Source organism: Legionella sainthelensi (assembly GCF_900637685.1).
Classification (GTDB): Bacteria; Pseudomonadota; Gammaproteobacteria; order Legionellales; family Legionellaceae; genus Legionella; species Legionella sainthelensi.
In genome coordinates this window covers 1633381-1647143 of sequence record NZ_LR134388.1, presented here as the reverse complement: position 1 = coordinate 1647143, position 13763 = coordinate 1633381, and the positions used below count along the sequence as shown (strand labels likewise).

Below are 13763 nucleotides of genomic sequence, written 5' to 3'. Positions count from 1 at the left end.
CTAAAAAGACATCTATAAAAAGAGTAACAACACTACCTAATCCAAATGCTTTAACACATCAACCTGAAGCACTACGACTAAGTGTATTCATTAAAACTGCTTCTAATAGTAAGAAAATGGAGCTAAATAATAAAAAGTATAAGATATGAAAATTCGATTATCCATTTTATGGAGTGAGATAATATTAACAGATGATATTTAGAAACATTCATACTAGCGATAGCTCCATTAGGTAAATTCTATCGTGGTAATCCTAGCTGCTATCTGCAATCAAAATGAACCAATCAAAAACAATAAGAAAATTAATAATTCAAAATAAATAATTTTCAAGCGTTCTTAAGGTTATCTTAATGTTTAGAATATATCATATCAGCTCAATATTTGATCTTTATGATTTATTTTTGCATTCCACGAGTTTATGACTAAATAAAGCTCGGGAGATTAAATAGAAAATCAAAAAATTCATTGGAGTACTATTATGCCGCACCCCCTAACTAATGATATTTTGAATATCATATCTGAACATCGAAAAATTCCTGACAATGAAAAAGAAAGTCATACAGTCGCCGAATTTTCAGAGGCAATTATCAATAAAATTGATAATATGGTACTTGAAGGAAAAAAAATACGACTTGTGGCACCAGCTTTCCCAGAAAAAGCACCAGTACGCGGTAAGACTTTAGGCGACACTCCTGATATGGCCGAATTAGTCTCCTTACAACACTTAAATAATATTTGTAAAAAAATTGCGGCTGTTTATGGCCCTGGAGCCGAACTGGTAATCTATACAGACGGATTTGCATTTGCAGAGGTATTCCCTGATATTCACACTAAAGAAAAACGTGAAAGCTATCTTTCAAAATTAAATGAAATGATAGAAAAAAACGATTTAAAAAATATTAAAGTTATTAACCTGGCAGGCACAGTTGATTTAAACGAATATGCAGAATCTGAAACAAGTTTCAGACAAAGAGTTGCAAAACCGAAAAATGATGATGATATAAATAGCCTTAATTTATACCGAGGCCAAATTCAATTTTTTACAACAGAACTCAGTATGGGCTATCCAGAAAAGACGAAATCAAAAATTAAAAAAGAAGCTGAAATCATTTCTCGTGGTGTAGCACGAATGAGTAACGCACTTAGCAAATATTTATCAATAATTGAGCCAGAAGCACTGCGATTGTCATGTCATCCTAAAACAATAGCTGCTGACAAAATTGGAATATGGTTTAATGAAGATCATGCCCCGGGTGGTACACCTTGGCATAATGCTGCTGTTTATGAGATCAGTGACGCAACCAACAAATGCGTGGTCTCCTTTATGAAGGCTCAAGAAGCACGTGAAAAGGGTTACCTTTTAAAATCGGATCCGGAAGGAAAACCAAGTCATTTTGTATCAGAAACTGTCTATCGTCATGCATGTACATTACAGTCTTTTTTTAGATCAATACACAATAAAAAAATGGAAGCGGAATCTCCGAAGGAACCGATGAAATCAAGCAATCTCGAGCTTATTTAATAATAACTTTAGGTTGGTCTTGCAAAATGACTAACCTAAAAATATCTATTCTTTGTTGTGCCATTGCTTTACTGAATCCATTTAAGTTAAAGTATCAATCCACTCAATGTTTAAAATTAAATCATAAATGCAACACTTTTTTGTTAACTAGCGTAGATGAAGGACAATTAATGAAAATTTGGATTGATGGTGATGCCTGTCCAAAGGCAATTAAACAAATTTTATTTCGTGCGGCCATGAAACGCCATATTTTAGTCATTATTGTTGCGAATCACTTAGTAACTATCCCGCCTTCACCGTTTATTAAAAGAGTTAAAGTTGAAGCAGGGTTTGATGGGGCAGATAAATACATTCTTGATCAAGTACAAAGCAAAGATCTGGTAATAACCGCTGACATTATTTTGGCAGATCATATTATTACAAAACAAGCGTTTGCACTTAACCCACGTGGCACGCTTTATTCTACCGATAATATAAAACAAGTTCTCACTATGCGTCATTTAAATGAATCTCTAAGAGAAAGTGGTTTAATTCGCGGAGGATTAGACACGTTAAGCCCTAAAGAAATTCAACATTTTTCAAACCACTTGGATCGCATGATTACTCAATTACATATATAACTCACTCATGTTATACGTTGAAAGTGAGATTAGTCCGTCTCTTTACCTAATCAAGTTAATCATAAAACCAATGAGCATAGTCTCTGTAGCCTAAAGAACCAAATCTCATTCCTGTTTGGATAAGCTCAGCAGGTATAAGTCTTTATTTCTTAAAATTGGTTTTTCGTACCCCTCACGAGCAATTTTTATCATTGCTTGTCCTAATAATTGAGTCGACGAAATAAGATTGGGAAAAAAATAACGCAACATTGGAAGCATGGGCTTTAATACACGATACCCTAATCGATAGAGACGGACTCTACTCTGAATCCCATTCAAAGGTTGAATTATCCCTGGGCGAACAATATAGACTCTCTTAAATGGCATTCGAAGTAATTCATTTTCAGTTTGACCTCGCACTCGCGCCCACATTAAAGCCCCTTTCTCACTACTATCCGCTCCTTCTCCAGAAATGTATATAAAAGAAAGTTGGGGGTTTAAGCGCAATAAAAGTTGTGCTGCGGTTAAAGTCAGATCTTTGGTAATTCGAGTATACTCAGCTTCAGTTTTTCCAGTCGATGGAGTACCAAGACAAAAGAAACACGCGTCGATTCCACTTAGTTGTTCTTCAATATTATGATAATCGAATAGATCCGCACGTACAATTTCTCGTAGCTTGGGATGAGTCTGGCCTATAGGTGTACGGCCGATTACAGTAACTCGCTCAATATGGGTATCTAATAGGCTTTCCCTCAGCACTCCTTGCCCAAGCATACCTGTAGCACCATAAATTATAATCGACTTCATTTTTGTCCATGAATTTTTCTTTCAGCCTACTTGAATACGAATTAAAAATCTACCATTAACCTTTAGGCCCTGGCATTAATTTTTATCTCCTTAAAACTCTAAAATACCTAAAGTTGCTTTTCCTAAAGCTTACAGTGAGTTAACATAACGAACAATCTGGAAGTTATATGTTTTTGTAATTACAATATTGTGCATCACAATAGGAAAAAAGAAGACTTATCCTTAAAAAATGATTTATTTCCATATTGCATAAAAAACACTAAGCCTAGATCACTAAAGGGAGGTACAATGGGCATTTTTAGAGAGATTGCAATCCGTTATTGTGAAAAAATATACGATGCCTACAAATTACAAGCGGATGAAAAAACCTATAAAGGTAAGGAAGCAGAATTATTAATCGAAAGAAATGAGTTCGCTCGATGTTTAATTAAAACACTTAAATCCAAGGAATTTAATGATGATTATAATGAGTATTTTCAACAACTTTTGAGTGAAATTGCCTCTGCACTAGAACACGTGAATACTACTGTTATTGATTATAATAGCAAATACAACACCGCATTCACTTCCGATTTGTATGAAACATTTTTACGTCCAGTTTGAAAAACTTTATTAACGCTTTAAGCGAGCTATATCAAAAGAGTCCTGAAATCATCAAGAGCATTCAAGACAATTCATCGTTTAACAAAAATAGAAGTATCCCCTGGATTTACCAATTTTCTTTTGTATTGTACGAATACATCCTTGAAAAAGAATTCGAACTGGCTACCAATAAAAACAGTAGAGATATCTTTGATACAAAAATTCAATTGATTCTTAAGTATGTCCAAAATGCTGCAAGTCTGTATTCACGTTTTGAAAATAATGAACATGATAGTGAATACAAAGAATTGATGAAAATGTTATTGCAAAGAATGCAAACAGATGAAAATGATATTCAACGGCGTAAATCTCAACAAAGCAATACAAGCTCGGTGTATTCTTATTTTTCGCAAACATTTTATAAGGCCAGTGAAACAATCATGGGGAAAAGTCAGTTAGGAGAAACAATTGATTTCTTGATAAAGGAGTTTAATGAGCGCTCCATGACAAAGACGCTTCAGTGTTGTTAATCTGTAACTATCTCCTTAATTAATGTGAAGATTATCTTAAACTCTATTGTCATACATCATTCAAAGTTAGATGTATTTTCACAATAAAGCACAAAGATGAGATCGATCAATAGCTGCAGATGAGCTAACTCCCATCAAAGTCATCGCAATAGCCATTTCATTTTTAATTATATCGAGCAGATGCTCCACCCCTGCTTGTCCTCTTGCAGCTAAAGCATATACTGAAGGTCTACCCAGAAGTATTGCTTGAGCTCCTAGAGCAAGCATACGTACCACATCTAATCCCGAGCGAATTCCAGAATCAACTAGAATAGTGAGATCTGAACCTATTTTATCAGCAATCATGGGCAGTGCTTTCGCCGTGGATAATACCCCATCAAGTTGTCGACCGCCATGATTAGAAACAACAATTCCATCTGCACCAAATCTCACCGCATCTTTTGCGTCTTCGGGATCAAGTATTCCCTTAATGATCATGGGCCCTTTCCAATAATTACGGATCCATTCAAGATCAGACCAACTGATCGCAGGGTCAAAATTTTTATTTAACCATCCAATATAATCTTCTAAACCTATAGCGTTCTTCAAATAAGCAGAAATGTTTCCCAGATCATGCGGACGGCCCATAATACCAACGTGATACGCCCATGAGGGTTTCATTATGGCTTGCAAGAAGCGACGCTCCCGGGAAAATGGACCAGCCATTCCTGAGTGTAAGTCTCTATAGCGTGCACTTGGTGTCGCCATATCTACAGTGAATACCAGATGAGTAGCACCACAGGCTTGTGCTCTATCGAGCATATTCTTCATAAAACCGCGATCTTTGAGTATATAAAGCTGAAACCAGATGGGTTGAGCGCTCTGACGAGTAACTTCCTCTAGAGAACAAACAGAAACCGTAGATAGAGTAAAAGGAATGGCTTTTTTTGCAGCAGCTTTAGCTACTTGTACTTCACCTCGTCGTGCGTACATCCCTGTAAGGCCTATAGGGCTTAAAATGAGAGGCATTCCAATTTTTGTCCAAACAGTTCAGTTTCAAAATCAAGGTGCTCTATATTTTTTAAAATACGTTGTCGCACAATAACCTGTTGAAGATCCGATGTATTGGCTTTCATTGTCTGTTCTGTATAAGACCCGCCATCAATATAATCAAATAAAAAACGAGGTAATCTTCGTCGTGCAGCCTCACGGTAATCAGCAATAGAAGAAATAATCATATTAAAATCCAAATTTTTAGCTCGCTCCCTACTACTCAGCGAATATTATAAAAATCCTTTGCCGTATCCGCAAAAAGAAATTGTTGTTCTTGTAGTGAGAAATCTTTAACAATCGATTGGTATGCCTCATAAAGCGCCTTCGCTCCTTTTGAACATTTAGCAATGGGTAAATGGCTACCAAACATACATCGTGTCGGGCTAAAAAGATCAATCGTTGTTTTTATCCAAGGAGTAATTTGGGTTAAAGACCATTCAAGACCAAAAATACACTCGATAGCGGTGATTTTCACATAGACATTCTGGCATTGGCTTAAACGTTGCATCTCGTTTTTCCATTTTGCAAAACCAGTTCGAGTCTGATCTAACGGCCAACCCAGACAATGTAAGGCAAATTTAATCTTAGGAAATTTTTGTGCATAATGAAGTACTGTGGGTATTTCATGTGCATAAACTTCAAATTCAAAATTAAAAGGATAATCTTGAAGTATTGTAAACGATTCTTGCACGATAGGTTCGAGAAGAATTCCCTGCCTGTCTGTGTAACATCGATTAGGATTATTAGGATCCCAAAGCAAATGATCACGAACAGAGCGTATCAAAGGAATTTGACGATATTCTTTAAGAACTAGCGACAGATTTTTATCTCGTAAACTAATATTTGCAATTGCTGCTGATAGGTGTTGATTCTTATTAGCAATATTACTAGCAAACTGCATTTCTTTGAGTGGATCGGTCGAAACCAACTCAGCCATAACCAATCCCTCTATTTCTACTTCCCCCATATCTTTAAAATAATCGGCAGGAAGATAAGACTCAGGGAGTTTCTGCTGATAGTTTTTTCCCCACAATAAGGCAAGTTTCTCATCATAATTTGTTAAAAAAGGGTAATTATGTATTTTCTTATCATAAAAATGAAAATGAGAATCTACGATTTTTAGTGCCATTTATTTCTCCCTACTCTATATTGTTTAAGCTGGGATTCTGCAATGATAGAAGATATAAATATACATCTCATTATTAACAAGCACCAAAGAAATAGCATCATTTTTTAGGATCTCTTCCATGATTTTTCAATAATCTTAAGATTTTGGATTTTTGAGTCATTATGGATAATAATATAATTATTATGAATAAGTTTCATCCTCGTGTTGTTTTAGATTCCCAGACACTCTTAGGTGAAAGTCCGTTATGGTCACCGCATGAGGGTGTGTTGTATTGGTTGGATTGTTTACAACCCGCGATACATTCTTTTAATCCTCAAACGGGTATTAACAAATCTATTGTCTTAAACCAAATTGTCACGAGCATCTCTTTATATTCTGCAAATAGTTTATTAATTACTGTTGAAGAAGGATATGCTTTTGCAAATCTTTTAACCGGCTCCTTAACGCTTATTGGCAACCCTTATGCACATCAAGCAGTTATTTTTAATGACGGTAAGTGTGATCGTGAGGGGCGTTTTTGGTCGGGTACCGCAGCAAAAGATTGGCAATCTCCCATAGGAGTGCTTTTTCAATTATCCGCTGATTTAACATTTAAACCTATGGACAAGGGCTTTATCTTGTCAAATGGTATAGGCTTTAGCCCTGATAATAAATATTTGTATTTTTCTGATTCATTAGCTCACACCATATATCGTTATGATTTTGATTTATCCTCTGGAGCAATTACAAATAAAAAATCATTTATTAAAATCGCCGACTCTGAAGGATTACCTGACGGTATGACTGTTGATGCTCAAGGTTTTTTATGGGTTGCTATGTGGGATGGGTGGAGTGTTAATCGTTATGATCCCCAAGGGAAGAAAATGGACTCTATTAAGTTACCGATCCCTAGACCAACTAGTGTTGCTTTTGGCGATCGTCATCTTATTACCTCAGCGCGTATGGGACTTAGTGAGGAACAATTACAACACAGCCCTTTATCTGGAAATCTATTTGCAATCAAAACTTCTTTTAAAGGTTTGCCTGAACCCTGCTTCAAAGTGAACTCCAAACTCTCTTACTGAGTTTTCAATGAAGCATCTATAGTACAAAACTTAGGATACAATTTTATTTCAATGTTACGTGTTTTGGTCAAAAAGAGACACGTTATTGTACTTAATTGAAACAAAACATTAAAAAACAGCTCTTTTTCTATTAAAAGCATATTGAATAAAGCAGACAAATGATATTACCATGAGCAATTTTTGGTGCTTATTTAATTCGAGCAATATTTTTATAAAGAAATAGGTTTAACTAGATAATGAAGAAGAGTTTTTTTCAAGGTACAAAACGATTTATCTATTCTATTTTTTTATTATTCCTTTTTAAAAGCTCCTTGGCAGAGCATCGCTACGATACCATAATTATTGGTGCTGGAGTATCTGGACTCACTGCAGCAAAACAATTGCATCAGGCACAGCAAGATGTACTTATTCTTGAAGCAAAAAATCGTATCGGCGGCAGAGTAGATACAGACTATAATTGGGGATTCGCCATTGAATTAGGTGCCTCTTGGATTCACGGTATTGAGCACAACCCATTAATCCCTTTACTGGGAAAATTATCTATTGCAACAACAAGCTATGATAATTCTAATCTAATAGCAATGCTTGAGGATTTTGCTTTATATGGCAACAGCGGAAAACCTGTATCGAACTATGAGTTACATCTATTTTCTAGCTTAGCCTACGAGTTCTTACAGTATTGCCAAACGCGTAACACGTTAATCTCCTTTGAGCAAAATTTTACTGAATTCGCAAAACAAAAAAAATTAACCTCAAAACAAAGTTCCTTGTTATATTATGCCTTGGATAATATTTATACTTACGAATTTGCAGATAATTTGCCTCAATTGTCTCTTAACTCCTATTTCGTTTCTGAAGAATCAACTGCGACTGGCAAAAACGCCATTATTCCAGCAGGATATTTTCAGATTTTCCAACAATTTTCACAGCATATTCCTCTATATTTGAATCAAGTTGTTCGAGAAATTGATTATGATGCAGATGGAGTTACCATTATTACCCAAAATGATACCTATTATGCCAAACGAGCCATCATCACTGTCTCCTTAGGAGTACTTAAATCTAATAAAATTCTATTTCGTCCTCGTTTACCTAAAGAAAAACGGGATGCAATTGCTCAATTGCAAATGGGTAATTATGAAAAACTGTATTTATTATTCGATAAAGTCTTTTGGGATAAAGATAAAGAGTGGATTGGTATGTTACCTCGCAATAAAGAAGAAGCATATAACATATTCAATCTTTACAAATACACTCAAAAACCGATTCTTATCGTATTTACTAGTGGCAAGCTGGCACGCAATATGGAAAAGGGTCCCCTCATCCACTGGGTTATGCACCATCTACGACAGATTTATGGAAGTAATATTCCTGAGCCGATCAAAACAAAAAGAACCCATTGGGCTAGTGATCCCTATACTCTGGGCAGTTACTCCTATTTACCGAAAGATATCGATAAAAAGATGATTACCCTATTAGCCAAGCCCGTTGCAGGAAAACTTTATTTTGCAGGAGAAGCAACTTCTACAACGGATCTAAGCACCGTTCATGGGGCGTATTTATCAGGAATGAGGGTGACACAGGAAGTGCTCCGCGATGTCAAAAAAAACAAAAATCATTCTAAAGTTAGGAATTAATGTCTGGGAACGTTTAGCGACATAAAAGATATGTCTATGCCTTATGTCGCGCTCAGGTCAAATAATGTACTGCTGCAAAAAGTCATACGCTTTTTTAGCATACTCAAGTGGAGGCGCTTTGGCTGGATCTTGTTCCGCCTCAACGATCATCCATCCAGTATATTGATGTTTTTGTAAGGCTTTAAATATGGATGCGAATTCAATAGCACCATCGCCTGGTACTGTAAAAACACCATTGCGTACCGCATCCATAAAACTCAGTTGCTCCCTCTCAACCTTGTTCAGAACATTTATGCGAATATCTTTCAAGTGAACATATAAAATCCGCTTGCAGTATTTATTTATCAAATCCACAGGATTCATACCAGCAAACACAGCATGCCCAGTATCCATTAATAAAGAAATTAATTGGGGGCTAGTGTTCTCCATTAAAAAATCAATTTCATGCTCATAAAAAACTCCTGTTCCTGCATGATAATGATAAACAAGATGCATATTAAAATCATAGGCAATACGCCCAATAGCATGAAGTCCCTGAATCAACCTTTCCCACTGCTTTTCGTTAAACTTAGGTTTGTCAGAACCTAAAATAGGTGATCTTGTTCCTTGAATTGCGTGTCCACATTCACATATATTTATGAAGGATGCTCCCATAGCTTTCATAAAGCTTAAGTGTTCCATAAACCGTGCTAAAGTATTTTCATACTGTGCTGACTCTGTAAAAAAAGTACTAAACCAGGAACTGGATAATTGTAACCCATAATTATTGAGTGCCTTTTTTAAAACAGACACATCCCGAGGATATTTATTACCTAGTTCTGTACCACTATAGCCTGCCTCTGACATCTCACGAATACATTGCTCGAAACTAATCTCTTTACCCAACTCTGGATCATCATCATTACACCAATTAATTGGTGCTATTCCCAATTTGATGTGCATCAATAATTCCTCTATTAAAATCAAAATAATTTGACTGAGAGACTCTCAAAAAATTTAAACTAAAAAATACTTCTGATCCATTTGCTATTGAGATCGCTCGTACTGAAGAAGCATTGGGTTCCCGCTTTCGCGAGGACGACAATAAGCCCCCAGTTTCTTCAATATTCCCTGATCTGTTTCAACTGATTGCACATCACTTGATGTGCCCTAGTCACTTCTTCAGAATTCGATATTTCTGCAACCGCTACTCGCCACCAAGTTTGATAACCATTACTCATAGTTTTAGGCAATATCGGTAACACAAGTACCGCAGAATTTGTTTCATTTCTAGCAGCCTCGATTGCAATACCCAACTGTTCATAAGAGTTCACATAGAAAGAGCGAGCACCTAATCCTTCAGCATACTTACAAAAATCTATAGGTAAATAATCTCCTGATAACCGATTCGTTTTATTCTCTCGAAAACGAAACTCATTGCCGAAACCTTGGCTACCATGGCTTTCCTGTAAATTTCTAATACATTGAAAACCATGATTATTAAAAATAATGATAATTATTTTCTTGTGCTCTTGAATGCTAGTAAGCAGCTCTGAATGCATCATCACAAAACTGCCATCACCTACCAAAACAAAAACCTCGCCTGGATTATTTTCTTTAGCTAATTTCACCCCAAAGCCCGCCGCAACTTCATAGCCCATACAGGAATAAGCATATTCCAGATGATAATCTTTAGGAGCTTTGGAGTGCCAAAATCGATGTAAATCTCCTGGTAAACTCCCTGCCGCACCAATAATTACATCATCTTCAGTCACCATTTCATTCAACAGACTAATTACCTTAATTTGAGATAAACCACTTACTGAAGCCTGAGTTGTCGCACAAATATGTTTTAGCTCCTTCTGCCATTCATTTTGATAATTCCGCACCAATTGCTGATATTCATTGGTTGTTTGATAACTTCCTAATTTTTTTCCTAATTGTTCTAAACCTGTTTTTGCATCCCCTTTCAACATCAAGCCATTCATTTTTAATGCATCAAAACGGGAAACATTAAGGTGTATGATTTGACATTCTTCATTTTTAAAACCCCACTTGGACGCTGTAGTAAAATCCTGCAAACGGGAACCTATTGCTAGAATTACATCAGCTTGTGCGGCAAGAATATTTGCTACTTCAGAACCAGTAACCCCTATTCCTCCTACATTCATGTGGTGACTTTCTGGTAAAGCACTTTTACCCGCTTGTGTTTCAGCTACTGGAATCTTATGGTGTTGCGCGAACTGCGCTAAGACATTTGTAGCAAAAGAATAATGGACTCCCCCCCTGCTATGATTAATGGCTTTTTTGCTTTAAGAATAAGTTGAATCGCATCATCAAGGGCGCGCTCACTGACAGGCTCTCTATCAATGTACCAAAAACGCTTTTCAAAAAAAGAATTTTCGTAATCATATGCTTCTGATTGTACATCTTGAGGTAAACATAGCGTAACCGTACCTGTTTCAACTGGATCTGTTAACACTCTCATCGCATTCATGCAAGCAGTCATCAATTGCTCTGGTCGAACAATTCTATCCCAATATTTACTCACTGGTTTAAAACAGTCATTCACGGATAACGTATAATCATGTGATATCTCAAGTTGTTGTAAAACAGGATCCGGTTGTCTGCAGCTAAATACATCCCCTGGCAATAACAATAAAGGGATTCTATTTGTGGTTGCCGTAGCCGCAGCAGTAACCATATTGGTTGCACCAGGGCCTATAGATGAAGTGCAAGCAAAAATGCTTAATCTATTTTTTTGTTTTGCATAAGCTGTGGCGGCATGCGCCATTCCTTGTTCGTTATGACCTTGATAATAAGTCAAACCATAACTGTCATATTCAAGTGCCTCACCTAAGCCAGTCACATTGCCATGCCCAAAAATTCCAAATACTCCTGCAATAAATTGATGTTCTTTGCCATCCATTACTAAGTATTGATTCGCCAAAAATCGCAATAATGCCTGAGCCATAGTTAATCGAATTTTCATTAATACTAATCCTTAGTTTTCCAAACCCTATTATTTGCTTTACTTGTTCTTGTCCATTCATGCTCTTTTAGAAAAGTTGGCGTATTGTAAGGATTGTCGGTTAAATGACGGATAAACCATAGTGTATAAAGAGCATATCCTGGAGCCGTACAATGAGCATGAGTTTGGCCCGGAGCGATTTGATACGTATCATAATGCTCAATACGTAAAACCTCTTTCCCATTTTCGCCAAATGCGTAGCCTTGCGGCTCTGAGAAACGATAGTGATAAATTTCAGGTTGATCATGATAATGAGAGGGGTAACTTGACCAACGCCCCTGAAAAGTAATAATTTCCCCAACGACCAAATTAGACTCTGGTCTATTACGTTTATCAAACACCGTTCTTACAATACGATAGGAACTGTCATTTAAAATATCTTTTCCTCGATTATCTAACTCCAAAAGGTTCGATTTGTCGAATAATATAGGAGCAAATGAAGCATTATTTTCTGTTTCGATCAATAAAATCTCACAATCAGTCAGCGCTTCAACTGAAGCTATTTGGCCTGAAGCACAGTGCAAAACTATAGGCTCTTGGAGAAAATAATCATATCGGTACACTTGTTGGCTTTGTTCACCATAATGAAATACTACCTTTCCAGTCATTAGTAAAGCAGCGAATTCATAATGGTCATTAAATGAATATTTTTCCCCAGCAATCAATTTTAAAGCACTAAAACTCATGCTGTCCTTTACTACAGGATTCATAGTCACAATAGGATTACATCCTTGATTAAAACCTTGTGAATTCTTAATAAGACAATGTGCATTTCGCATCTCTCTTATTTGATGCATTTGCATCAAATAAGTACTCTTCCAAATCTGCGGCTGTTCATCAAAATGTTGAATGAAATAGTTCAGCTCCTCTTTATAAGGAATAGCTGGAGCACAGCCATGACGTGTTACTACTAATGCACCGCTTGCATTCGCATAAGTAGTAGCAATCTCCCACGGCTTCCCATACAAAAGAGCGGATAAAAGACCGGCCATAAAACCATCTCCTGCACCAAGTACATTAAGCACTTCCACCGGGAATGGTTTCGTCTTTAAAGGTTGATTATACTTTACAAAATAAACGTCACAACCCTTTTCACCTAGCTTTACAACTACAGGTGCCTGAGTTAATGCTCTTATTTTCTCTAATGCCTTTTCGACGTCATCACAGCCACCCGCGATACAAATTTCCTCTTCAGTACCTACAATTAAATCACAAAACGATAAAATACGTTGATAAGTAGTACTTACACTCTGGCTCTGAGCATATCTCGTTTCTCCATCACCTACCTGCATTAATCCCCACAGAACAGGACGATAATCCAGATCAAAAATTACAGCTGTTTCGGCATGTTTTGCAAGTTGGATCACTTCTTCTGTTGTCTGTAACATAGCAGCTGTGGATAAGCCTGTCCCTGTCACTAAAATGGCTTTTGCCTTCTGGAGTACTTCACTGTTTATATGATGCGCCTTAATTTGCATATCCGCACAATCAGTACGATAAAACATTAAGGGAAATTCTTTAGGGGGGTTTATACCTAATAGTACAAGTCCGGTTAAATGATGTTCAGTTTCTTGTAGTAAATCCGTATTTACCCCTTCCGATTCTAATTCCTTTTTCAGAAAATATCCCATCTCATCTTTTCCAATACAAGAAAACATCATGCACTTAAGGCCAAGACGAGATCCACCCACAGCAATATTTCCAGCACAACCGCCCAAATATTTTTTAAACCTTTCTGCATCCCTTAATGAAGTTCCAATTTGTTCTGAATAAAGATCGACTGCCACACGACCCATACAAATCAAATCTATTGGTCGTTTTGCATCAAAATAAAATGGTGGGTAAATCATG

10 protein-coding genes and 2 pseudogenes are annotated in these 13763 nt (G+C 36.6%); 6 read left to right on the top strand and 6 right to left on the bottom strand.

Going from position 1 to position 13763, the window contains the following annotated elements:
- The first annotated feature begins 478 nt into the window (after positions 1–478).
- Together EL220_RS07280 and EL220_RS07275 are read left to right on the top strand one after the other, a co-directional pair.
- Positions 479–1522, top strand: coding sequence for an L-tyrosine/L-tryptophan isonitrile synthase family protein (locus EL220_RS07280; protein ID WP_027270099.1), 1044 nt, complete (start codon positions 479–481; stop codon positions 1520–1522).
- A gap of 170 nt (positions 1523–1692) precedes the next feature.
- The gene (locus tag EL220_RS07275; protein ID WP_027270100.1) at positions 1693–2142 is read left to right on the top strand and encodes a YaiI/YqxD family protein; all 450 of its coding nucleotides are present in this window, start codon (positions 1693–1695) and stop codon (positions 2140–2142) included.
- Between the two features lie 105 nt (positions 2143–2247).
- Here EL220_RS07275 and EL220_RS07270 read toward each other — a convergent pair whose 3' ends face one another.
- On the bottom strand, positions 2248–2928 hold the full coding sequence (locus EL220_RS07270) for an NAD-dependent epimerase/dehydratase family protein (protein WP_027270101.1): 681 nt from the start codon (positions 2926–2928) through the stop codon (positions 2248–2250).
- A 288-nt stretch (positions 2929–3216) separates the two neighbouring features.
- Here EL220_RS07270 and EL220_RS19520 point away from each other — a divergent pair, with 288 nt between their 5' ends.
- Both EL220_RS19520 and EL220_RS19515 read left to right on the top strand, forming a co-directional pair.
- A complete protein-coding gene (locus EL220_RS19520; RefSeq protein WP_269471009.1) occupies positions 3217–3531 on the top strand; it encodes a hypothetical protein in 315 nt (104 codons plus the stop codon).
- Positions 3528–4040: a hypothetical protein gene (locus EL220_RS19515; RefSeq protein ID WP_269471008.1), complete on the top strand. Its 513-nt coding sequence runs from the start codon at positions 3528–3530 to the stop codon at positions 4038–4040. Before EL220_RS19520 ends, EL220_RS19515 begins: the two co-directional genes overlap by 4 nt.
- A 78-nt stretch (positions 4041–4118) precedes the next feature.
- On the opposite strand, the pseudogene lldD reads toward EL220_RS19515, so the two are convergent.
- Positions 4119–5257, bottom strand: a pseudogene (lldD, locus tag EL220_RS07260) (FMN-dependent L-lactate dehydrogenase LldD).
- 35 nt (positions 5258–5292) lie between these two features.
- Positions 5293–6201, bottom strand: a complete 909-nt coding sequence (locus EL220_RS07255) for an amidohydrolase family protein (protein WP_027270104.1) — start codon at positions 6199–6201, stop codon at positions 5293–5295.
- Between the two features lie 161 nt (positions 6202–6362).
- Here EL220_RS07255 and EL220_RS07250 point away from each other — a divergent pair, with 161 nt between their 5' ends.
- Together EL220_RS07250 and EL220_RS07245 are read left to right on the top strand one after the other, a co-directional pair.
- On the top strand, positions 6363–7265 hold the full coding sequence (locus EL220_RS07250) for an SMP-30/gluconolactonase/LRE family protein (RefSeq protein ID WP_232002685.1): 903 nt from the start codon (positions 6363–6365) through the stop codon (positions 7263–7265).
- 236 nt (positions 7266–7501) lie between these two features.
- Positions 7502–8902 carry a flavin monoamine oxidase family protein gene (locus tag EL220_RS07245; RefSeq protein WP_027270106.1) on the top strand — a complete coding sequence of 467 codons (1401 nt, stop codon included), beginning with the start codon at positions 7502–7504 and terminating at the stop codon, positions 8900–8902.
- Positions 8903–8959: 57 nt separating this feature from the next.
- On the opposite strand, the gene iolE is transcribed toward EL220_RS07245, so the two are convergent.
- From iolE to iolC, 3 genes and pseudogenes are all read right to left on the bottom strand, one after another.
- Entirely contained in the window at positions 8960–9844 is an 885-nt protein-coding gene (iolE, locus tag EL220_RS07240) for a myo-inosose-2 dehydratase (protein ID WP_027270107.1), read from the bottom strand.
- A 158-nt stretch (positions 9845–10002) separates the two neighbouring features.
- Positions 10003–11873: pseudogene (gene iolD, locus EL220_RS19640) on the bottom strand (3D-(3,5/4)-trihydroxycyclohexane-1,2-dione acylhydrolase (decyclizing)).
- A 5-nt stretch (positions 11874–11878) separates the two neighbouring features.
- Positions 11879–13762 (bottom strand): 5-dehydro-2-deoxygluconokinase, encoded by a 1884-nt coding sequence (iolC, locus tag EL220_RS07230; protein ID WP_027270109.1) that lies wholly within the window; start codon positions 13760–13762, stop codon positions 11879–11881.
- Between the last annotated feature and the right edge of the window lies 1 nt (position 13763).

Excerpts from the sequence above, each read along its gene's own strand:
- EL220_RS07245 (WP_027270106.1), top strand. The coding sequence starts at position 7,502 with ATGAAGAAGAGTTTTTTTCAAGGTACAAAACGATTTATCTATTCTATT.
- iolC (WP_027270109.1), bottom strand. The coding sequence starts at position 13,762 with ATGATTTACCCACCATTTTATTTTGATGCAAAACGACCAATAGATTTG.
- EL220_RS07275 (WP_027270100.1), top strand. The coding sequence starts at position 1,693 with ATGAAAATTTGGATTGATGGTGATGCCTGTCCAAAGGCAATTAAACAA.
- EL220_RS07270 (WP_027270101.1), bottom strand. The coding sequence starts at position 2,928 with ATGAAGTCGATTATAATTTATGGTGCTACAGGTATGCTTGGGCAAGGA.
- EL220_RS07250 (WP_232002685.1), top strand. The coding sequence starts at position 6,363 with ATGGATAATAATATAATTATTATGAATAAGTTTCATCCTCGTGTTGTT.
- EL220_RS07255 (WP_027270104.1), bottom strand. The coding sequence starts at position 6,201 with ATGGCACTAAAAATCGTAGATTCTCATTTTCATTTTTATGATAAGAAA.
- EL220_RS07280 (WP_027270099.1), top strand. The coding sequence starts at position 479 with ATGCCGCACCCCCTAACTAATGATATTTTGAATATCATATCTGAACAT.
- EL220_RS19520 (WP_269471009.1), top strand. The coding sequence starts at position 3,217 with ATGGGCATTTTTAGAGAGATTGCAATCCGTTATTGTGAAAAAATATAC.
- iolE (WP_027270107.1), bottom strand. The coding sequence starts at position 9,844 with ATGCACATCAAATTGGGAATAGCACCAATTAATTGGTGTAATGATGAT.